This window comes from Vibrio anguillarum (assembly GCF_003390515.1).
GTDB classification, from domain to species: domain Bacteria; phylum Pseudomonadota; class Gammaproteobacteria; order Enterobacterales; family Vibrionaceae; genus Vibrio; species Vibrio anguillarum.
This window is the reverse complement of record NZ_CP031479.1, coordinates 2870398-2892258: the sequence shown is the minus strand read 5'-3', so window position 1 is coordinate 2892258 and position 21861 is coordinate 2870398. Positions and strand designations below refer to the sequence as shown.

General features: G+C 45.4%; 17 protein-coding genes. 11 read left to right on the top strand and 6 right to left on the bottom strand.

The genetic code is table 11. The annotated features are described in order from the left end of the window. The first annotated feature begins 20 nt into the window (after positions 1-20). Genes mreC through tldD form a run of 7 tightly spaced genes read left to right on the top strand, consistent with a single transcriptional unit; the run spans position 21 to position 9622 of the window. Complete coding sequence (mreC, locus tag DD616_RS16000; protein WP_013857873.1) at positions 21-908, top strand: rod shape-determining protein MreC; 888 nt, start codon at positions 21-23, stop codon at positions 906-908. Beyond that, on the top strand, positions 898-1386 hold the full coding sequence (gene mreD, locus DD616_RS15995; RefSeq protein WP_013857872.1) for a rod shape-determining protein MreD: 489 nt from the start codon (positions 898-900) through the stop codon (positions 1384-1386). Before mreC ends, mreD begins: the two co-directional genes overlap by 11 nt. After that, a complete protein-coding gene (locus DD616_RS15990; RefSeq protein WP_026027832.1) occupies positions 1383-1949 on the top strand; it encodes a Maf family protein in 567 nt (188 codons plus the stop codon). Before mreD ends, DD616_RS15990 begins: the two co-directional genes overlap by 4 nt. Before the next feature lie 22 nt (positions 1950-1971). Beyond that, positions 1972-3441, top strand: coding sequence for a ribonuclease G (gene rng / locus DD616_RS15985; RefSeq protein ID WP_019281135.1), 1470 nt, complete (start codon positions 1972-1974; stop codon positions 3439-3441). 10 nt (positions 3442-3451) lie between these two features. Continuing rightward, positions 3452-7336: a YhdP family protein gene (locus DD616_RS15980; protein WP_208871912.1), complete on the top strand. Its 3885-nt coding sequence runs from the start codon at positions 3452-3454 to the stop codon at positions 7334-7336. Positions 7337-7346: 10 nt separating this feature from the next. Continuing rightward, positions 7347-8180: a carbon-nitrogen hydrolase family protein gene (locus tag DD616_RS15975; RefSeq protein WP_208871911.1), complete on the top strand. Its 834-nt coding sequence runs from the start codon at positions 7347-7349 to the stop codon at positions 8178-8180. Next, the gene (gene tldD / locus DD616_RS15970) at positions 8177-9622 is read left to right on the top strand and encodes a metalloprotease TldD (RefSeq protein WP_013857867.1); all 1446 of its coding nucleotides are present in this window, start codon (positions 8177-8179) and stop codon (positions 9620-9622) included. Before DD616_RS15975 ends, tldD begins: the two co-directional genes overlap by 4 nt. A 117-nt stretch (positions 9623-9739) precedes the next feature. On the opposite strand, the gene arcA is transcribed toward tldD, so the two are convergent. Continuing rightward, on the bottom strand, positions 9740-10960 hold the full coding sequence (gene arcA, locus DD616_RS15965) for an arginine deiminase (protein WP_088731607.1): 1221 nt from the start codon (positions 10958-10960) through the stop codon (positions 9740-9742). A gap of 686 nt (positions 10961-11646) precedes the next feature. Between arcA and rraB the strand changes: the two genes are divergently transcribed. Then, the gene (gene rraB, locus DD616_RS15960) at positions 11647-12072 is read left to right on the top strand and encodes a ribonuclease E inhibitor RraB (protein ID WP_017046663.1); all 426 of its coding nucleotides are present in this window, start codon (positions 11647-11649) and stop codon (positions 12070-12072) included. 163 nt (positions 12073-12235) lie between these two features. Continuing rightward, positions 12236-13039 (top strand): glycosyl hydrolase 2 galactose-binding domain-containing protein, encoded by an 804-nt coding sequence (locus DD616_RS15955; RefSeq protein WP_013857849.1) that lies wholly within the window; start codon positions 12236-12238, stop codon positions 13037-13039. Between the two features lie 11 nt (positions 13040-13050). Here DD616_RS15955 and DD616_RS15950 read toward each other — a convergent pair whose 3' ends face one another. From DD616_RS15950 to argR, 5 genes are all read right to left on the bottom strand, one after another. Then, on the bottom strand, positions 13051-13443 hold the full coding sequence (locus DD616_RS15950) for a DUF2061 domain-containing protein (RefSeq protein ID WP_064624308.1): 393 nt from the start codon (positions 13441-13443) through the stop codon (positions 13051-13053). Positions 13444-13610: 167 nt separating this feature from the next. Further along, the gene (locus tag DD616_RS15945) at positions 13611-14048 is read right to left on the bottom strand and encodes a universal stress protein (protein WP_013857847.1); all 438 of its coding nucleotides are present in this window, start codon (positions 14046-14048) and stop codon (positions 13611-13613) included. Positions 14049-14132: 84 nt separating this feature from the next. Continuing rightward, positions 14133-16706 carry a TRAP transporter permease gene (locus DD616_RS15940; protein ID WP_013857846.1) on the bottom strand — a complete coding sequence of 858 codons (2574 nt, stop codon included), beginning with the start codon at positions 16704-16706 and terminating at the stop codon, positions 14133-14135. Positions 16707-16993: 287 nt separating this feature from the next. Continuing rightward, positions 16994-17962, bottom strand: a complete 969-nt coding sequence (locus tag DD616_RS15935) for a TAXI family TRAP transporter solute-binding subunit (protein WP_026027829.1) — start codon at positions 17960-17962, stop codon at positions 16994-16996. Positions 17963-18425: 463 nt separating this feature from the next. Continuing rightward, a complete protein-coding gene (gene argR / locus DD616_RS15930; protein ID WP_013857844.1) occupies positions 18426-18899 on the bottom strand; it encodes a transcriptional regulator ArgR in 474 nt (157 codons plus the stop codon). A 325-nt stretch (positions 18900-19224) separates the two neighbouring features. Between argR and mdh the strand changes: the two genes are divergently transcribed. Together mdh and DD616_RS15920 are read left to right on the top strand one after the other, a co-directional pair. Further along, a complete protein-coding gene (mdh, locus tag DD616_RS15925; RefSeq protein ID WP_017043806.1) occupies positions 19225-20160 on the top strand; it encodes a malate dehydrogenase in 936 nt (311 codons plus the stop codon). 293 nt (positions 20161-20453) lie between these two features. After that, complete coding sequence (locus tag DD616_RS15920; protein ID WP_013857842.1) at positions 20454-21860, top strand: basic amino acid/polyamine antiporter; 1407 nt, start codon at positions 20454-20456, stop codon at positions 21858-21860. The last annotated feature ends 1 nt before the right edge of the window (position 21861 follow it).

Below are 21861 nucleotides of genomic sequence, written 5' to 3'. Positions count from 1 at the left end.
ACATCTAGGATTTTTATAGAATGAAGCCAATATTTGGTCGAGGACCATCTCTTCAGCTACGTCTCTTTTTTGCCGTGATTTTATCAGCCAGTCTTATGCTGGCTGATAGTCGTTTAGGTGCTTTTTCCAACGTTCGTTTTTTTCTTAATAGCTTAGTGGCTCCCATTCAATACATGGCGGATTTGCCGCGCAGTATGTTTGATGATCTGTATGAGCGATTCGCCACTCATCAAAAACTGATTGAATCGAATCAACGTTTAAAACGAGAAGCGATCACCTTGAAAAGTGATTTGATCTTGTTTGATCAATACCGCGAAGAGAACCAACGGTTACGTAAATTGCTTGGATCTTCTTTTGTTCGTGATGAAAAGAAGGTTGTCACTGAGGTGATGGCGGTCGATACCTCACCTTATCGTCACCAAGTTGTGATTGATAAAGGGCGAACGGATGGCGTTTACGAAGGGCAACCCGTTATCAACGATAAAGGTATTGTTGGTCAAGTGACTTTTGTGGCGGCGCATAACAGCCGGGTGTTGTTGCTGACTGACACCAATAGTGCGATTCCAGTGCAAATTATTCGTAATGATATTCGAGTGATTGCTTCAGGGAATGGCCAGGTGGATCGTATTCAATTGGAACACATTCCCACCAGCACCGATATTGAAGTGGGTGACTTGCTCGTCACATCAGGTTTAGGGGGCGTATATCCTGAAGGTTATCCTGTCGCACACGTTTCGGTGGTCGACAAAGATACTCAGCGTGAATTTGCGTCGATCACCGCCGATCCCGTGGTGGATTTTGATCGTCTACGTTATTTGCTGTTGATCTGGCCTAACGAAGATAGGCAACAGAAAGTATTGCAAGTTACACCAGAGAAAATGTTAGAGGAAGCAACCGATGGCCAGTAGTGTCGTGAAAAGTAAATTGGTGATTGGTGCATCATTTCTCTTTGCTCTGGTTTTACAAACTATCCCTTGGCCGGGTGAGCTGGATCTACTGCGCCCATCGTGGTTACTGCTGGTGACATGCTATTGGGTTTTAGCGTTGCCGCATCGAGTCAACGTAGGGTCGGCTTTGATCCTTGGTTTGTTATGGGATCTGCTGCTTGGTTCAACATTGGGCATTCGTGGCATGATGATGGCCATTGTTGTCTACTTAGTGGCGATTAACTTCTTAGTGCTGCGTAATATGGCGTTATGGCAACAAGCCGTAATCATTGGCGTGTTATCTATGTTGCTTGAAGTGCTGATCTTTTGCGGCGAATATTTAATTCAAGATGTGACATTTAACCCGCTCTCACTATGGGTTGGTATGATCAATTGCATATTATGGCCTTGGATGTTCCTACTGCTTCGTCGTGTGCGACGCCACTGGCACCTTAGATGATGAATAAAAAAATTGTATTAGCTTCTGGCTCGCCAAGAAGACGAGAGTTACTGACTCAACTGGGTTATCAGTTTGATATTGTGGTGCCCAACGTTGAAGAATGCCGTAATGAGCATGAAGCCCCAGCAGTGTATGTTGAACGTTTATCACGTGATAAGGCACTGGCTGGTGTTGCTTTATCCAACCCTGCTTCGATAGTTATTGGGTCTGATACCATAGTCGTGCAAGGTGAAACAGTACTTGAAAAACCTGCTGATTTTGCTCAAGCACAACAGATGTTACGCAGCCTATCTGGTACAAAACATCAAGTGATGACGGCCGTAACCGTAGCAACACATGATCATTCTAAATCCGTCGTGGTAACGACGGATGTATGGTTTAAACCTTTGTCAGATGAAGAAATAGAACAATATTGGCAATCGGGTGAACCTTGCGATAAGGCTGGCAGTTATGGCATTCAAGGATTGGGTGGACGATTTGTAACGAAGATCGAAGGCAGTTATTACGCTGTTGTAGGATTACCATTATTCGAAACTGACCAGCTCTTGCACGAATTTATATAATTAAAAACATTGAGGTGTACTCATGAGTGCAGAGTTGCTACTAAACGTCACCCCGAGTGAAACTCGAGTGGCGATGATTGAAGGCGGAGTTCTTCAAGAGGTCCACATTGAGCGAGAAGCGAAACGCGGCATTGTGGGCAATATTTACAAAGGAAAAGTCAGCCGAGTTCTTCCCGGAATGCAGGCCGCTTTTGTCGATATTGGTTTAGACAAGGCCGCTTTTCTTCACGCTTCTGACATTGTTCCTCATACTGAATGTGTGGCTGAGAACGAAAAACAGCAGTTTCAAGTTCGTGATATTTCAGAGCTAGTTCGTCAAGGCCAAGATATCGTGGTGCAAGTGGTCAAAGATCCATTAGGCACTAAAGGCGCCCGTTTAACGACAGATATTACCCTACCTTCGCGCTATCTCGTTTTTATGCCCGGCGCAAGTCATGTTGGTGTCTCACAACGCATTGAAAGTGAATCAGAGCGTGATCGTCTCAAAAAAGTCGTGTCTCATTATTGTGATGAGCACGGTGGGTTCATTATTCGTACCGCCGCTGAAGGGGCTGATGAGAAAGAGCTTTCACAAGATGCCGCCTTTCTTAAACGGCTATGGCTGAAAGTGTTGGAGCGTCGAGTTAAATACAAAACACGCTCGACACTGTATGGCGAATTGGGTTTAGCTCAGCGTATTTTACGAGATTTTGTCGGCACCGATTTGACGCGGATCTTAGTCGATTCGCGCCTTGAATTTGAGAACCTCAAAGAGTTCACCTCAGAGTTTGTGCCTGAGTTAACCGATAAGCTTGAACTGTATGAAGGTGACAAGCCTATTTTTGATATGTACGACACCGAAAACGAGGTTCAGCGTTCTCTCGAGCGTAAAGTGGAGCTCAAGTCTGGTGGATACCTTATCATCGACCAAACCGAAGCCATGACCACGATTGATATCAATACTGGCGCATTTGTTGGCCGTCGTAACCTCGAAGAAACCATTTTTAATACCAATGTTGAAGCGACCCAAGCCATTGCCCGTCAGTTACGTTTGCGCAACTTAGGGGGCATCATCATTATTGATTTTATCGATATGATGTCTGAAGAGCACCGTAAGCGAGTGCTCAACTCCTTAGATGCTGCACTGGTTAAAGATCGCGTCAAAACGAATATTAATGGTTTTACGCAGTTAGGCTTGGTGGAGATGACGCGTAAGCGCACCCGTGAAAGTATTGAACACGTGTTATGTTCAAGTTGTCCAACCTGTGAAGGCCGCGGCAGTGTGAAAACCGTTGAAACCGTCTGTTTCGAAATCTTACGTGAAATCACGCGTGTCAACCGTGCTTACGATGCGGATAAATTTGTGGTTTACGCATCCCCTGCGGTGGCAGAAACCTTGCAAGGTGATGAGTCTCATGCTCTTGCTGAGTTGGAAGTGTTTATTGGAAAAGAAGTGCGTATCCAAGCGGAGCCACTTTATATTCAAGAACAATTTGACGTTGTGATGATGTAGTAGGGCTTTTGTGATCTCAACTTTTACGCGCCTTTGGCGAATAGTATTGTGGTTTATCGTTAGCGTGCTAGTGGTGCTGGCTGTTGCTGTCACCACCTTGCGTGTGTTTTTGCCACAAATGAATCGTTTCCAAGGCGAAATACAAACGTTGATCAACCAAAATTCAGGTTTTGAATTTGAATTAAGTGAGGTCACTGGTTTTTGGCGTAATACTCACCCGTCAATTGCACTTAAGGGGCTAAAAGCAAAGCTACCTGATGGATCGCAAATTCACTTTTCTGCGCAACAAATCGATGTTGAATTTGACCTCATTCAGTCAATACTGCAAATGCAACCTGTGGTCGCGGATCTCAGTATTCATCAACTCAAATTGGATATTCGCTCGGTAAACTGGCTTGAGCTACAGGCTGAAGATAACCAACAGAGCCGCACACAAGGCAATGTCATTCAACGTTTAGACAACCTACTGTTGCGGCAATTGGATGATTTTGCGCTACTCGACTCGACGGTTTTCTATCAATCTGTCGCGGGGGAGATTCGCCAGTTAGATATTGAACGTCTTCGGTGGAAAAATAACGCTCAGCAACATAAAGCTGAAGGCGTGGTGAGTATCGCTGATACCAGTATTAACTCTCTGTTAGTGAGTGCTAACTTTGAAGATCATGGTTCACTACGCGATATTTCAGGTCGCTTCTATGTTAGCGCTGACAATATCAAAATAAACCCGTGGTTGACTCGTTATCTCAAAGACGAAACTGGCATTAAGAAAGGACAGGTGAGTTTTAATGCCTGGCTGACCTTAGAACATAACCAACCCAAAGATGGCTATGTCGAACTTAAGCCCTCTGAACTGGTTTGGGGTGAAGAGCGTCAGCATGAACTGTTGTTAGAGTCGGGAATCATCAAACTGTTACCTATTGAACAAGGATGGCAAGTTAACGCTTACTCACTTCAGTTGCGCACGGATGACGAAGTGTGGCCTAAACTTGATGTCGCGTTTGAATGGCAACCGACGCAATGGCGTTTGAACTTGTCGCAGTTAGACATAAAAACTTTGCTTCCCTTTGTGAAAATGATGCCCGATTCCAGCAAAACGAACGAGCTTTTGCAGCAATTGGATTTTGGGGGAACCCTAGAAGATATTCGGCTCAGCAAAGGAGATAGCCTGCAATCGCTTCGTTATTCTGCCGAACTCAGTGATGGCGCCATGGCGCAATGGCAGTTATTGCCACAAGTACACCATCTCAAAGCCTCCATTGCAGGTAGCATGGAGAGTGCCCGCGCCAAAGTAACGCTGATTGATGACGTGTTACCTTATGGTGATGTTTTCCAAGCACCATTGAATATTCGTCAAGGTGAAGCCGATGTTGTGTGGCAAAAGCAAGACGATGGCTGGTCATTGTGGGCCAGTAAAGTGACTGCGGCGACGCCTGACTTACAAGTGCTTGGATCATTTCGTCTCGATTTTCCTGAAAAACGTAGCCCTTTACTTTCATTTTATGCGGAAGCGGACTTATACAATGCAGGTGAAACTTGGCGTTATTTGCCCACCTTAGCATTGGGTCGCAAGTTAACAGACTATCTCTCTACTGCGATTCAAGGCGGTAAAGCCAACACCGCTAAACTGCTTTGGTATGGTGAACTTGGCGATTTTCCCTACCAACAAAACACTGGCGTATTCCAAGCTTGGGTTGGTTTAAAAGAGGCGAAATTTAGTTTTGATACGGCGTGGCCGCCGATCACCAATTTGCAACTCGATCTGCTGTTTGAAAACGATGCGATGTACCTTGATTCACACTCTGCGACCTTAATGGATGTCACTGCCCAGCGGATCACAGGGCGAATACCTGAGCTAGCCGAAGGTGGACACATCGAAATCGAAGCCAGTGCAACAGCCCAAGGCAATGCCGTACGCGACTATATGACCTCAACGCCTTTAGTGGATTCGGTGGGAGCGGCGTTAACGGCGATCCAAGTCAGTGGCGAAGTGCAATCTGAATTTCAGCTTCGTATCCCTTTTGATAGTGAACAGGAACCCCGAGCATGGGGTTGGGCGAATTTAAATAATAACCACGTGGAAATTGATGCACCGCCAATGGTGCTTGAGGGTGTCTCTGGCAAAATTGAATTTGATAATGACGTTGTGACGGCAGCCGGTTTGTCGGCTGATCTGCTGACTCAACCGATCGCGATTGATTTTAAAGGTGAAAATGCCAGCCAAGGTTACGCGGTGAATATTGATGTGGTGGGAGACTGGGATATTAAACCCCTGACGCCTTTTGTCGGTGAGCGCTGGCTAAACCGTTTAAAAGGGCATGCTCCTTGGCAAATGGGCGTTGATATTCAGCTCAATGATGTCGGTTTCACTTATCAAATCGACACCTTAGCCGATTTAAAAATGGTAGAAAGTGATTACCCTTACCCGCTAAAAAAAGCCTTCAACGTGGCAGGCAAAGCCCACTTGCAAGCGTCGGGTAACCAAGAGTCGATCACCGCTCGTCTACAATTACCACAAGCGAAATACCAAGCTGAAATCGATATCACATCGAAAAAACCACGCCTGACGGCCACCAATCTCATAGTAGGGAGCGGCAATTTCAAAATCAGTCCAGTGGTTGGCCACCATGCGCAGATCCGCAGCGATACCTTTAATTTGGATGAATGGTTGAGTTTGGCCAACGAGCCTCAGCCGAAGAAAAAATCAGCTCTAGCGGAGATGAATACTCCCGAGATCCCACCACCAGAGAGAGTGGACATCAACGTCAAAGCACTTCTACTAGCGGGAATTGAATGGCACGATGTTGATTTTAATGCCAGACGTAAAAATCTCGGTTGGTACGCACAGCTCGAGAGCCAAGAAGCAAAAGGTCAAGCGAGTTATATTGAACCTTATGATTTGTCCGTCTCGCTTGAACGCTTGCACGTTTACATTCCTGAGCTGGAGGACAGCTCCAAAAAATCACTGTTGGTTGATCAAGATCGCCAGTCTGAGCCACTTATTACTGATTTTGACCGACAGTTTCATCGATTGGTGCCAAACTTAACTTTGGCCATTGATGATCTTTGGTTGCAGGGTTACAAGGTGGGCAAGATGAATATGGACTTCCAACGGCAAGGTGATACTTTGCAATGGAAGAAGATTGATATCAGTAGTGGTTCAAACCAAGTGACTATCAATGGTGCTTGGACGTTGAATAAAGATGCACAAGGTGATGAGCGTAGCCATACTCAACTGAATCTCACCATGAAAGGTGACAATAATAGCGATTTGATGGAGCGCTTTGGCATTAGCTCTGGTATCCAAAGAGCGCCATTTGAAATGTCGAGTCAAACCGAATGGGATGGCGCGCCTTGGTCAATGAAGATCGACAGCTTAGAAGGCAAGATAGAGACTACTATGGGTAAAGGGGTAGTTTCTGATGTCAGCGGTGCCGCTCGTTTACTCGGATTATTCAGTTTAGATTCCATTATCCGTAAAATGCAGCTCGATTTTAGTGACGTGTTTGATAAAGGAATGGCCTTTAACTCAATTACGGGCAGTGGTGAAATTTCGCAAGGGATTTTTGTTACCAACAACATCAAAATGGATGCTGTTGCCGGTGAAATGACCATTAAAGGCTTAGCAGATCTCAATAGCCGTACTGTTGATGCTGAGGTGAATTTTGTACCAGACATCACATCAGGAATTCCCGTCTTGACGGCTTTTGCGGTGACGCCGCAAACAGCGCTGTATGTCCTAGCTATTACGACCGTGATTGCACCTGTGGTTGAGGTCTTTACCCAAGTCAATTATGAGGTTAAAGGACCAATTAATTCACCGGTTGTTAAAGAGCTTTCACGTAGTAGGGGCGAGTTTAAATTGCCAGAAAAGTTGAGAAAATTGACTGAAAAATAGGGAAGTAGGCATGGATCGCGTTGGACTTATTCAAATGACGTCAAGCTCTGAACCTGCGCAGAATTTGGCCTATATCGAACAGCAAGTGTCACTACTTGTGGCGCAAGGTGCGAAGTGGATTGTCACGCCGGAAAATGCACTGGTGTTTGGCACGCGACAACGGTATCACCAACATGCCGAGCCATTGGGGCAAGGTCCCTTGCAGAGCCAATTGGCTGCTATGGCTCGCTTTCATCGGGTGTGGCTGTTGGTGGGCAGTATGCCTATCCGTCGTGAGGTTGGGGTAACGACTACCTCCTTGCTGTTTGATGCCAGTGGCGATCTTGTTGCGTACTATGACAAATTACACATGTTTGATGTAGATGTTGCTGACGGCCACCAGCGCTATCGAGAATCGGAAACTTTTACCTGCGGCACAAAGCTGAGTGTTGCGTCGACGCCATTTGGTCAAATTGGCCTTTCCATCTGCTATGATGTGCGCTTTCCGCACCTCTATTCCCAATTAAGAATGCAGGGTGCCCAGATATTAGTGGTTCCTGCGGCCTTTACGGCGGTGACCGGAAAGGCACATTGGGAAGTCTTGTTAAGAGCCCGAGCGATAGAGAATCAGTGTTGGGTTGTTGCGGTTGGGCAAACTGGGCTTCATCCATGTGGGCGCGAGACATGGGGTCATTCGATGGTCATCAGCCCGTGGGGTGAGGTTATTGCAAGCTTAAACCAGCAAGTAGGGAATTTAGTCGCCGATATTGACTTGGCTTACGTTGAGCAAGTTCGACAAAAAATGCCCATTGTTGCACACACCCGATTCACCAATCAGTTTATAGATAATAAGAGCAAACTATGAGTATTAACCGCATTGAAGATGCACTATTAAAACCTGCAGGATTAACCGAGCAAGATATTGCGGATACACTAGCGACAATTGCCACTCGTCAAATTGATTATGCCGATATCTATTTTCAGTCGAGCTGGCATGAATCTTTAGTGCTCGAAGACAGCATTATTAAAGACGGCTCATTTAATATCGATTGCGGTGTTGGTGTGCGCGCCATCACAGGTGAAAAAACGGGTTTTGCTTATTCAGATCAAATCCAATTAGAAGGTTTGAAACAGAGTGCAATAGCCGCACGAGGTATTGCGCAGCAAGGTAAAAGTGGTTGTGTTCAAGCCTTTAAACGTAGCGATAATCAAGCCTATTATGCGGCGGATAACCCACTAGCCAGTTGGGAAAAAAAGCAAAAAACAGAATTACTGCAAGAGCTGGATGCTTACATTCGTACCAAAGAGCCGTTGATTCAAGAAGTCTCGGTGAGCTTAAGTGGTGTGCATGAACAGATGTTAGTTGCTGCAACCGATGGGACTTACGCAGGCGATATCCGCCCGTTGGTCCGTTTGTCGATCAGCGTGTTAGCACAAAAAGGTGATCGCCGCGAGCGAGGCAGCTCTGGTGGTGGTGGTCGTTTTGGTTATGACTTTTTCCTCACCGAACAAGATGGCCGTAAAGTTGCGTTTCAGTTTGCCGATGAAGCTATCCGACAAGCCTTAGTCAACCTTGAAGCTGTCGCAGCTCCTGCTGGCGCGATGCCAGTTGTGCTCGGTTCTGGTTGGCCGGGCGTCTTGCTTCACGAAGCGGTAGGGCATGGCTTAGAAGGTGATTTTAACCGCAAAGGATCTTCTGTTTTCTCCGGTAAAATTGGCCAGAAAGTAACCTCAACGCTTTGTACGATTGTTGACGATGGCACACTGAAAGATCTGCGTGGCTCGCTCAATGTCGACGATGAAGGTGTCAATGGTCAATACAACACCTTAATTGAAAATGGCGTGTTGAAAGGCTACATACAAGACAAACTCAACGCACGTTTGATGGGGGTGAATCCTACGGGTAATGGGCGTCGTGAATCGTACGCACATTTACCGATGCCGCGCATGACCAACACTTACATGTTGCCGGGTGAACATACGCCAGAAGAGATTATTTCAACAGTGAAGAAAGGCGTTTATGCGCCCAACTTTGGCGGTGGCCAAGTGGATATCACCTCGGGTAAGTTTGTGTTCTCTGCCTCTGAAGCCTATATGATTGAAAACGGCAAAATTACTTATCCAATCAAAGGTGCAACCTTGATCGGTTCTGGCATTGAGGCAATGCAACAAGTCTCGATGGTGGGTAACGATTTGAGCCTTGATCGCGGCGTTGGAGTGTGCGGTAAAGCAGGACAAAGTGTGCCTGTTGGAGTAGGGCAACCTACGCTTAAGCTAGATTCGCTCACTGTTGGTGGCACCGAATAACGTTGTTACTCGCTCAGAGCTGACGTGGTTTGTATCGCGCAGCGTAAGCAAATAAAAAGCGGCGTTTTGATGCGCCGCTTTTTTATCTCTTTTATTCACTGCGTTGAATTGAAAAGGTTAAATATTATCTCGCTCGATCGGGCAGCTCATGCAGCGCGCGCCGCCTCGGCCTCGGCCGAGTTCATTGCCGGGGATGGTTAATACTTTGATGCCCGCCTTATCGTATTTCTCGTTAGTGTAGACATTGCGCTCGTAGCCAATCACAACTCCGGGTTTAACCGTTAGCACGTTGTTCGCGTCATTCCATTGCTCGCGCTCAGCCTCATAGCTATCACCACCAGTGGTGATGATTTTGAGTTTGTCCAAACCTAACGCGCGCTCAATCGCATTAACGTAACTTGGCATTGAATCGACGTTCATCCCGCCATCGCCTTTCGGCGTTAAACGCCATGTTTCTAAATCATGACGCATAATTTCGGGGTAAACAGAAAAGGTGTCGACATCCATATGTGTCATCACAGTATCTAAATGCATACAAGAGCGGTGTTTAGGCAGGTTAACGGCAATCACCTCTTTGGCCTGCTCATGTTTAAATAAACTCGCAGCAAAATTTTCTACCCCTTGCACAGTCGTGCGTTCGGAAATACCAATCAACACCGCACCTTTACCGATCACCAGTACGTCGCCCCCTTCAATATTGGCATTATCGTAGTGCAGATCTTCATCACCGAAATACTTGATAAAACTCTCTCCTGCAAATACAGGATGCCAACGATAAATGGCGCGTAAATGGTTGGTTTCACGTTGGCGTGCTGGTTTCATCATCGGATTAAGCGATACGCCGCCATACACCCAGCAAGAGGTATCGCGGGTAAAGAGATGATTGGGCAACGGCTCAATCACAAAATCTAACGGACGATGCATTTTAGGTAGCATCGAAGAGGAGTGGATGGGCAGTTCGGAATAAGCAAGACCACCGAGTAGCAGAGTGGCGAGGTGTTCGTTATCCATGTCAGCTAAATAGCAGCGCAGATCGCGCGCCAAAGTGGGACCATAGCGAAAATCAGAAATTTGCGTATCGAGCAACCACGCTTTGGCATCGGCAACGGCTAAGGTTTCGACTAAGAGATCATGCAGCAACAGCACTTCAACATCTTGGTCCTTCAATGTGTTGGCAAAGGCATCATGCTCTTTTCCTGCATCTTCTACGGCAAGCACATCATCAAATAACAGTTCATGACAGTTCGACGGTGTGAGATGAGTTAAGGCACGCTCTGGCCGATTGAGTAATACTCGGCGCAGTTGCCCAACTTCAGATCCAACGTACAGCTTATTCATTTTGTATCCCTACTCTTATTTCTCATGTTCTTTATGACAAGCTTAAGCGAACGATGCAAGTCTGTTTCGTGGTGATATTAGCTGTTATTTTGTGAACTTATAGTTGTGTATGCTTTAAAGTGTGCGCTTATTAAAAAATAACTCCAAAACTAGCCAAATAAGCCTAATAACGACAAAGTGCTTTGTTATGCGTTTTTGGCTCAGAGGAGGGTGAATTAAGCATGAAGAATAAGTGATTTTCTATGCGGTTATTTACATAAAAAGTGCATAATGCGGACATGTTTAGCCAAAGCGACCTTTTTCGCTATGCATGAATGTTTGATAAACAGGCAGTTTAATGCGGTGAAAGAGCAAATCATCAGGCAGATAATCTACTGAATTAGCAAAATGAAAATAAATTGTTAAATTAAAGTGTTTTTTATTTGATCTGTACTTGATTGAGCAGTGATCCTTTAGAAAGATAAAGATCGCGGTACGTTGTTGGTGGCAATTTTAGGCGAACCATGCCATATTTCGTCGAAATTCATTTATACCCTTCCGAAGTGAAGTTGCAGCGGTGCTGGCTACGTTTGCTCACCCCAGTCACATAGTTTATCTATGTTCATGGGGATGAACTCACTTGCCGCCTATCTGCAACGCCAAGTTGATGGAGTATAGTCTACATTTAGCCAAATCTGGAGCACCTTATGTCTCAACCTCAGCAAGATGACTACGTATCCGTTGAAGAGTTAATCGAAATTCAAAAAGAAGATACTCGCGACATCATTCAAGCCCTGCTCGAAGATGGCAGTGATCCAGATGCGTTATATGAGATAGAGCACCACCTATTTGCTGAAGATTTTGACACGCTAGAAAAAGCGGTTGTTGAAGCCTTTAAAATGGGCTTTGAAGTGCTTGAAGCAGAAGAAACAGAAGATGAAGACGGCAATAAACTATTGTGCTGTGACGCGACTATGCAATCGGTACTGAAGGCCGAAGCGATCGATGAACAGGCAGAGAAGCTTATTCAACTTGCTGAAAAATATGACATTATTTACGACGGCTGGGGCACTTACTACGAGGGTGAAGATGCGCTATACGACGATGAAGAAGATGAAGACGACCAAGAGTGATTAGGCGTTATTTACCTTGATGTGAGATACCAGCCCTTTGGCTGGTATTTTTTTAGCTATGCAAAGCTAACGGGGCACTTTAGTGACGAATCATTATTTTTGTCAGCACATCTTTATTTATTTTGTATATAATCGCTCAACATTGATCTAGCTCAAGTTTATTATGCGAATTTCTCTTGCTGGCTTTTGGCAGCTTTCACCGTTGACTGATTTATCGATCCCGCAAGATGATCTTTGTTTTCCTGCGCCTCTTAGCCAAGTATTACCTCACGATATGACAGAAGCACAAATTGCCGAGCAAGAGTGGCATTTGATGCATGATGTTGAGGTGGATGAAGTGATGCTTGGTTTTGCTGCAATTGATCTTGTGCTTGAGGGGATCGATTTTTATGCGGAAATACGTTTAAACGGTGTGGCACTATTTGATTGTGATGGTAGTCAAGCTGTGTATAAAAAAGACATTCGGCCTTTGCTGCAACTCGGCCGCAATCGATTCGAAATTTTGTTTGTTGAGCAAGAAGAAGAGTGGTTGCTGGAGGATCAAGATTTACCGCAATTATGCCCATTGGGACACCACTCGGTGAAGAAATACGATGAGCGAATGGGTATTTGGCAAGAGCCTTATCTGCAATGCATTCGTCATGTTCGTTTAGAGCATGTTACCACTGAGCAAATCTGGCACTATGGTGGTGGCTGTGAGTTTTTGGTTCACTTACATTATCAAACCTACGCACCAGGATTAGTTTCCGCGGTGGTGAAATTTAATGGTATGAGCTATCAGTTACCTATTGATGTACGTCATCAGCATGCCAGTGCTTTATTTCAAGTGGAAGCGCCGAAGTACGCAGATCTTACACAGCTTAACCCGAATGATTTGTATACCTTATCGGTGCAACTTGATGGTCAGCAGCAATCCTTCCATATCGCGTTAAGCGAAGATCTCTGTGTTACCCATTTTCCTATCTGATCAACGTACAGTTAATGAGAGCATTTCATTGGTGACCATTCTTGCGGATGCCTCTTTTGCCAAAACTTCTCGTAGAAGTAGTAAGCACACGTATTAATACTCGGTTCGATCATGGCTAAAACACCACCGATGACAAAACTTCCGGTCATGATATATGCCACGCTAAATGCAACACTGAAGTGCACTACAGCAAAGCTACCTGTTTTAATTTTGGCCGATTGTGAGTAGCGGCGCAGTGGGGCGTAGTGCGCCCATACTTTTTCGTGAAAGTAAAAAGCAACGGTATTGACCATCGGCTCAAGCATGGCAATCAGACTACCAAGAATAATGTCGCCCGTAAGTAGATAAACGACGGTAAACGCAATACTGAAATGGATCGCGGCAAAGCTAAGCGTTTTTTTCATAATGTTCACCTAAACGGTTATCGGGTTGATGTAAACATTATTGATAATTATTCTCAACAAGTAAAGGTAATTGAGCCTATTAGTTTGATAGCCAATTCCTAACTGAGGCGCTTGTCGTTGGCATAAAAAAAGCGCCTCATGCGCTTTTTTATGACGATGCAGGGTTTCTATCCTTGCGGTTTGACAACCAGTACATTGATTGGCGAGTTTTGCACTACTTTACTGGCCACCGATCCCAGCATCACTTTATCGATCTTCGATCGTTTATGGCTTGGCATGATAATCAAATCAGCTCCGAGCTTTTCTGCGTAATCTAAAATGGTGGTGTAGGCTTTACCTTCCGCTACATGCAGTTTGTAGATTATTTCGTCAGCGATATGTTGATCAGCAAACTGTTTTAGCTGTTGCTTGACGTCTTCTTTCATTTTCGCCGCGGCATCTTTCGGGAAGTATGTGGCGACCATCGACATGTGGATACCAGGTAATACATTTAAAAGATGAATTTCAGCATTGGAATGTGTCGCGTGCCAAACAGCAAGTTCAACGGCTTTGTCAGAAAAGCCTTTTTCATTAAGGTCCACTGGAACAAGGATGTGTTTATACATTATGGATTATCTCATCTACGATAGGGTGCTTTAGAGCACCTTGTTTCCGTAAAGTATATGCCTAGCTCGTGCTAGGCATATTGATTAAGCGCGTATTTCTTGTGTTCTCATACGGCGTTTTTGATTCCAAGCTAGCGTCAGCACTAATAATAATGCAGGTAAGAAAACCCACTCTTTCATTGGCCGTTGGCTTTCCAACACAACTGAGCGGATTTCCCAATCAAAATCTATGCCTGCAGCTTCAGCTGGACTGCCAAACTCAATCATATCCACCAGCATACGATTACTGGTTTCTTTCAGGGTTAGCCCCATTGATTGAATACGCTGTTCTGCCGTTGACGCTTGATCATCAAAAGGGAGTAGTACTGTTTTTGATAAGTAATCACCTTCAATGGTTTCACCAGCGACGATAAGCTCTATCGATTGACCCACATCGAGGTTTTCTACAATTTGCGCTATCTCTGTGCCTGGGTGCAGTTCGGTCGCAGGATAAATCATGTCCCACCAAAAACCGGGTCGGAAGAACGAGAACGTCAGCACCAACAACAAGACGGTTTCCCACCACTTATTACGAGTGAGCCACCAACCTTGAGTCGCAGCAGAAAACAGCAGCATTGCGGTAATGGCCGAGAAAATGGTTAACGCTAAGTGCCACCATGTATCAATGCCCATTAGCAGTAGTTGAGTGTTGAATACGAACATAAAGGGCAAAATGGCGGTACGAATATCGTAAGCAAACCCTTGAATACCTGTACGAATAGGGTCTGATTTAGCGATAGCGGCTGCGGCAAATGCCGCCAAGCCAACTGGTGGGGTGTCATCTGCCAAAATGCCGAAATAGAACACAAATAAGTGTACGGCAATCAATGGGATGATAAGACCATGAGCGGCTCCCAGTGTTACAATGACGGGAGCCATTAAGGTTGATACGACGATGTAGTTGGCGGTGGTCGGTAAGCCCATACCAAGAATGAGGCTGATCACGGCGGTAAAAATCAGCATCAGTATGACGCTGCCACCGGATATAAACTCAACAAAATCGGTCATCACTAAGCCAATGCCAGTCAAGGTGACGACACCAACGACGGTTCCTGCGGCAGCGGTTGCCACACCAATGCCAATCATATTCCGCGCGCCCGAAACCAAGCTTTCGGCAAGATCAACAAACCCAGCCTTCACTTGCGTGTTCAAATCGTTGCTCTTATTGAGTAACGACATGATTGGCCGCTGAGTGATCAAAATGAAGACCATAAATATCGTGGCCCAAAAAGCGGATAATCCAGGCGAGAAGCGCTCGACCGTCAAACACCATACGAGCACCACAATAGGTAGCAGGTAATGAAGCCCTGATTTTACCGTCGGCCCAGGGTCGGGTACTTCTTGGATATCCATATCCATTGCACTTTCTGAGGCGTAGCGAGACGAAATTTTAATCAGAGCGACATAAGTCAGTAAAAGCGCGACCGTAACAATTGGAGTAGCGGCATCACCAAACACTTCTTTGGTCCAACCAATGCCGTAGTAAACAACAGCGCTGAGAACGCAAAGCCCTAAAATAGTACCCGTAAATGAAAGTAAGCTTTGCACCCATGTCGGTGTATGACGGCGAGGTAGGCCTTTCATTCCTGCTTTGCAGGCTTCCAAATGGACAATATAAATTAAGGCAATATAAGAGATAAGCGCTGGTAGTAGCGCCGCACGGATCACTTCAACATAGGAAATACCGACATATTCCACCATTAAAAATGCGGCAGCACCCATGATAGGCGGGGTTAATTGGCCATTGGTGGAAGCGGCTACTTCAACAGCGCCCGCCTTTGTTCCGGGAAAGCCGACACGTTTCATCAAGGGAATGGTAAAAGTACCGGTGGTAACTACGTTTGCAATCGATGAGCCAGACACTAGCCCCGATAAGCCTGAGGCTACAACCGCTGCTTTCGCGGGACCGCCTCGCATGTGGCCCAACAGTGAAAAGGCCACTTTGATAAAATAGGAACCTGCGCCAGCTCGTTCAAGCATTGCGCCAAATAGAACAAACAAGAACACAAAAGAGGTGGAAACCCCAAGAGCCACCCCAAAAACCCCTTCAGTAGTCAGCCATAAATGAGACATCGCTTTGTTTAGGCTCGCTCCTTTATGAGCGATCACATCCGGCATGTAGGGGCCACCAAAGGTGTAGAGCAAGAATAGTGCAGCGACCAACATCAGTGGTGGTCCTAACGCTCGGCGGGTAGCTTCAAGTAATAGCACCATTCCTGTGACAGAGACCGCTATATCAATCAAGGTTGGTGCACCGGAGCGACCAGCCAACTCATTGTAAAATAAATAGATGTAAGCAGCAGAGAAACTGCCCGCCAATGCCAAAATCCAATCAATCAATGGAATGCGATCGCGTGGTGAGTTCTTCAACGCAGGGTAGGCAGTAAAGGCGAGAAAAACAGCGAATGTGAGGTGAATAGCTCGTGCTTGCGTATCGTTTAAGATGGCAAAGTTAAAAATAAAGGGCAGCGGTGAAGCATACCAAAGTTGGAATAGTGACCAACATAGTGGGACAAACCACAAAATGCGCCCCGGCAAGCCGTGAGGGTTTCTTGCGCCGGTATCAGATTGCGCTACCATTTCCTGCACATCGGTTGACGGAGTAAGTGTCTTCGTCATGTACGTTATCCTTATTATTGGCTGCCTACGTCTCGGTTGGTCACAGGGTCAATTCACTGCTAATGAGAAGTGGGCTATTGCGGAACAGAACAAAAGGTGGGTTGTTAAATCATTTAAAACCCAAATGTGCCCAGAGAGTCGTTGTGAACGTAAGAGGACAGGCCATCATCGCTGACCATAACGCCAAGGGATAAAGGGCATATCGCTCGTGACTGAAAGGGCAATCAAAGGAGACGTTCAGCCTCCTTTGATTCGGTATCGCTATTGTTGGTTTTCGCGATGCGAAATTATTTTAGCAGACCGATTTCTTTGTAATATTTTTCTGCGCCAGGATGAAGAGGAATGGAGATCCCCGCTTTCACCATGTCTTCTTTTTTCAAGTTAGCAAAGGCAGGGTGAAGACGTTTAAAGGTATCAAAATCTTCAAATACCGCTTTGACCAAATTGTATGCGACTTCATCAGACACATCAGTGCTTGATACCAAGGTCGCAGCCACACCAAAACTGGTTACATCTTTATCTGTTCCACGGTACATGCCAGCAGGAATCGTGCTGTAAGCGTAGTAAGGGTTATTGGCAACAATTTTTTCAATTTCAGGGCCAGTAGCAGAGACGAGTTTTGCATCGCATGAGGTCGTTGCTTCTTTGATTGAACCATTTGGATGGCCAACCATATAAATAAAGGCATCTATTTTATTGTCGCACAATGCTTGAGAGCGCTCAGAGCCTTTGAGCTCAGAAGCCAGTTTGAAGCTGTCATTGGTCCAACCAAATGCATCCATCACCACTGCCATGGTTGCCCTGTCACCAGAACCTGGGTTACCAATGTTGACACGTTTACCTTTCAAGTCAGCCACGTTTTCAATGCCTGAATCGGCGCGGGCAATGATATTAAAAGGTTCGGTATGAAGGGAAAATACTGCGCGCAGTTTTTTATTCGGGCCTTGCTCGGCAAATTCACTGGTACCGTTATAACCATGGTACTGCCAGTCAGATTGAACAATACCGAAATCGAGTTCACCTGCACGAATCGTGTTCACGTTGTAGATCGATCCGCCTGTTGATTCTACTGAGCAGCGAATGTTGTGATCTTTACGCCCTTTATTAACCAGCTTACAAATAGCACCACCTGTCGGGTAGTAAACACCAGTGACGGATCCTGTACCAATCGTAATGAACTCTTGTGCGCTTAACGTACCTGTACCCATGACCGCTGCTGCAATAATTCCAACTTTAATCAATTTATTCAATGCCATGAATTTTCCTTCCTTATTCATTATTAACCCCATAGATAATTGTTGTTACACCCTTCCCACCTGAAGTTGCTGTGGTGTTGGCTACGTTCGTTCACCCCAATCACAGAATTATCCATGCTTATGACGACTGACTCACTTGCCGCCTACCCGCAACTTCAAGTTGTTTGGGTATCGGGGGAGTTTCCTCATCTAGAAACGGCATCTTTTTCAATCCGTATGTTGAAAAAGTGGCTAAATAATACCAAAAAATCGACACATAATTACAGGAATGTTAAAAAATGTAGCGAAATTGGCTATCAATAAGCGTCATTGTCAGAGCCAAAATATGGCAATAGCTTGCCTATCAAGGAGTTATTCCTCTTCCTGCTGTGACAACTTATTGCTGAAGATGTGAAGAGAATCACGCCGACTTGACTCAGTGTGATTCTACTAGAGAGTAAGATGAAATGCGTTTAGTGACAAATTACCCTGCGTAATCAAACAGATCACAGACTGAATCAAACAGCTGCTTTGTCGTTACGTTCAGTGTCGGTGTGATAAAAATGGTATCGTCACCGGCCACCACACCCAAGATACCTTCTGATTTGCCCAGAGAATCAAGTAACCGAGCAATAAGCTGCGCCGCCCCTGGCCCGGTATGAATCACTACCAGCGCGGCATTGTGATCTATATCTAGCACTAATTCACGCAGTGAACTTGATACGGTTGGTACACCGAGTTCAGCAGGAAGGCAGTAGACCATCTCCATTTTTGCGTTGCGAGTGCGTACCGCGCCAAATTTAGTCAGCATGCGAGATACTTTGGATTGGTTGATATTATCAAACCCTTCATTACGCAGGGCATCGACAATGTCACCTTGAGATCCAAAACGTTCTTCTTTTAATAGATTTTTAAAAGCACGAACCAGATTATCTTGCTTATCATTATTGTTGCGCATAGTTATCGTCTTCGATTAGCCATTTATTGCTGCATATTCTCGCATAGCTATGCAGTCATCGCCAAATTATCGTCCAAAAGTGTCTAAAAGGTCACTGTAAACTTTTATGTAAAACTTTGGTCGAATGGCAACTTAACTCTTTGTCGGTAAAGATAAACAAGGTCATAATTGCCATCTGTGCTGTAGCACGATTTTAGCGAATTGCGCGAGGTCGCAAAGCTAGCGTTAATTGATTGTAATCATATTGTGATTGCTATAGTTTTCTAGCTTAAAAATACCCTACACAAAAACATTTATAAGAGATTTATTCTCAAGGAGAACTACGATGAAAGTAGCTGTTATTGGTGCCGCTGGTGGCATCGGTCAAGCCCTAGCACTTCTACTTAAAAACCATCTTCCTGCTGGTTCCGATCTGGCGCTGTATGACATCGCACCGGTGACTCCGGGCGTTGCTGCCGATCTAAGCCACATTCCTACTCCCGTATCGATCAAAGGCTATGCTGGCGAAGATCCAACACCTGCGCTTGAAGGTGCGGATGTAGTCCTTGTTTCTGCTGGTGTCGCTCGTAAGCCGGGTATGGATCGCGCGGATCTGTTTAATGTTAACGCTGGCATTGTGAAAGCGTTGGCTGAAAAGATTGCGGTTGTCTGTCCAAAAGCCTGTGTGGGCATTATCACCAACCCTGTCAATACAACAGTACCTATTGCAGCGGAAGTCTTGAAAAAAGCAGGCGTTTACGACAAGCGTAAGCTATTTGGTGTGACAACGTTGGATGTGATCCGCTCAGAAACGTTTGTCGCGGCGCTAAAAGATAAAAACCCTAGCGAGATTATTGTGCCTGTGATTGGCGGCCACTCAGGCGTCACTATCCTTCCTTTGCTTTCGCAAATTGAAGGGGTTGAGTTCACGGCCGAAGAAGTGGAAGCCCTAACTAAGCGTATTCAAAATGCAGGCACCGAAGTGGTGGAAGCGAAGGCGGGTGGCGGCAGTGCAACACTGTCAATGGGTCAAGCGGCTTGCCGTTTTGGCTTATCATTAGTCAAAGCACTACAAGGTGAACCAGGTGTTGTGGAATGTGCCTACGTTGACGGTGGTAGTGAGCATGCTTCATTCTTTGCACAACCGATTAAACTCGGTAAAGAGGGTGTCGAAGAAGTGTTGAGCTATGGTGCATTGAGTGCCTATGAACAAGCCGCGTTAGATGGAATGCTGACAACACTGAAAGGTGATATTCAGCTAGGTGTTGATTTCGCCAAATAAAGAATAACCTTATCTTATACAAAAATGCCGCTTGCTCATCCAAGCGGCATTTTTTATGGTTTTTACCAATATTTTTGTATGATGATGCTTTGAACTGTGTAATATGCGGTTTTTTTTACTGAGCAGTGCATTATTTTCGTCGTGAACTTACAAACTTTTTGATCCCTAGCAATGAATTTGACTATTGACTCACTATCTCAGTGACCGCGATCACATAGGGATTGATGTCTGGTAAATATGTTCTCTAAAATAGCGCCTTCCTCTAATGTGTAAACACTCACTGGATAGTTCCCATGGATAATAAGCTTGGTTTGGGCTCACTGACAGCACTGGTCATTGGTTCAATGATTGGCGCTGGTGTTTTTAGCCTGCCACAAAACATGGCCTCAGTCGCCAGCCCTTTGGCGGTAATGATCGGTTGGGGGATCACCGGCGTTGGTATGATCTTTCTCGCGCTCTCTTTTCAACAACTTGCCATCCATAAACCTCATATTAATAGTGGCGTATTTGGTTTTGCTCGAGAAGGATTTGGTGACTTTGCGGGTTTTTGTTCCGCATGGGGTTACTGGTTTAGCGCCATGGTGGCTAATGTCTCTTATCTGGTAATTGTTTTTAGTACCTTAGGCATGTTGTTTGATACACCAGATAACGTGATGTTTGGGGCGGGTAATACGTGGCTTTCCATTGGGAGTGCATCGGTATTACTTTGGTTGGTGCATGCGTTGGTCAAAAAAGGAGTACAAACGGCCGCATTCATTAATCTGATTACCACCTTTGCTAAAATGATCCCTCTCGTGTTGTTCATCATTTGTGCCGCTTTTGCTTTTTCTTGGGACAAATTCACATTGGATTTTACAGGCTTACACTTCGGTGTTGGCCATGATCTGCTGGATCAAATAAAAAGCACCATGTTGATCACGGTATGGGTGTTCATCGGAATAGAGGGAGCGGTTGTTGTGTCAAGCCGCGCTCGCCACCGTGCTGATATCGGTAAAGCGACTATTCTCGGTTTGCTTACGGCGTTGACCATTTATGTATTGGTCACCTTATTGTCGATGGGCGTGATTAAACCGGTTGAATTGGCGCAATATCAGAACCCTTCAATGGCCAAAGTGCTGACGACTATTCTTGGTCCTTGGGGTGAGTACATTATCGGTGTTGGCTTAATTATTTCGGTGTGCGGTGCTTTTCTTAGCTGGACGGTCCTGGCCTCCGAAGCGCCATTTTTATGTGCTAGAGATAAGATGTTTCCTGCCATCTACGCCCAGCAAAACGAAGCGGGGAGCCCAGTAAAAGCGTTAACTCTAACCAATATTTGCATTCAGGTCTCACTGATTCTGGTGATGTACGCAGGCAGTACCTACGATACGCTGCTGATCTTCGCTTCAGAAATGATCCTTGTTCCCTATTTTTTGATCGGTGCCTTTACGTTAAAGATCGCGATTGAACAGAAGAATAAAGGCAAACTTCTGGTGATAGGTTCTTGTGCCACCATTTATGGGATTTGGCTTTTGTATGCCTCTGGTTTGCACTATTTGATGCTCTCCGCGCTACTCTACTTACCTGGGCTCTATTTCTACATGAAAGCCAAACGAGAGCAGGGCATTCATCCTTTTCAAGGCAAAGAAAAGTTAGGAGCTTGTGCTTTAACGATCGTGGCTGTTTTTGCATTTGGCATGATTTGGCAAGGCGGGTTTTAAA

Bases quoted from the DNA above. Each gene is read 5' to 3' on its own strand.
- mreC (WP_013857873.1), top strand. From the start codon at position 21: ATGAAGCCAATATTTGGTCGAGGACCATCTCTTCAGCTACGTCTCTTT.
- mreD (WP_013857872.1), top strand. From the start codon at position 898: ATGGCCAGTAGTGTCGTGAAAAGTAAATTGGTGATTGGTGCATCATTT.
- DD616_RS15990 (WP_026027832.1), top strand. From the start codon at position 1,383: ATGATGAATAAAAAAATTGTATTAGCTTCTGGCTCGCCAAGAAGACGA.
- rng (WP_019281135.1), top strand. From the start codon at position 1,972: ATGAGTGCAGAGTTGCTACTAAACGTCACCCCGAGTGAAACTCGAGTG.
- DD616_RS15975 (WP_208871911.1), top strand. From the start codon at position 7,347: ATGGATCGCGTTGGACTTATTCAAATGACGTCAAGCTCTGAACCTGCG.
- tldD (WP_013857867.1), top strand. From the start codon at position 8,177: ATGAGTATTAACCGCATTGAAGATGCACTATTAAAACCTGCAGGATTA.
- arcA (WP_088731607.1), bottom strand. From the start codon at position 10,960: ATGAATAAGCTGTACGTTGGATCTGAAGTTGGGCAACTGCGCCGAGTA.
- rraB (WP_017046663.1), top strand. From the start codon at position 11,647: ATGTCTCAACCTCAGCAAGATGACTACGTATCCGTTGAAGAGTTAATC.
- DD616_RS15955 (WP_013857849.1), top strand. From the start codon at position 12,236: ATGCGAATTTCTCTTGCTGGCTTTTGGCAGCTTTCACCGTTGACTGAT.
- DD616_RS15950 (WP_064624308.1), bottom strand. From the start codon at position 13,443: ATGAAAAAAACGCTTAGCTTTGCCGCGATCCATTTCAGTATTGCGTTT.
- DD616_RS15945 (WP_013857847.1), bottom strand. From the start codon at position 14,048: ATGTATAAACACATCCTTGTTCCAGTGGACCTTAATGAAAAAGGCTTT.
- DD616_RS15940 (WP_013857846.1), bottom strand. From the start codon at position 16,706: ATGACGAAGACACTTACTCCGTCAACCGATGTGCAGGAAATGGTAGCG.
- DD616_RS15935 (WP_026027829.1), bottom strand. From the start codon at position 17,962: ATGGCATTGAATAAATTGATTAAAGTTGGAATTATTGCAGCAGCGGTC.
- argR (WP_013857844.1), bottom strand. From the start codon at position 18,899: ATGCGCAACAATAATGATAAGCAAGATAATCTGGTTCGTGCTTTTAAA.
- mdh (WP_017043806.1), top strand. From the start codon at position 19,225: ATGAAAGTAGCTGTTATTGGTGCCGCTGGTGGCATCGGTCAAGCCCTA.
- DD616_RS15920 (WP_013857842.1), top strand. From the start codon at position 20,454: ATGGATAATAAGCTTGGTTTGGGCTCACTGACAGCACTGGTCATTGGT.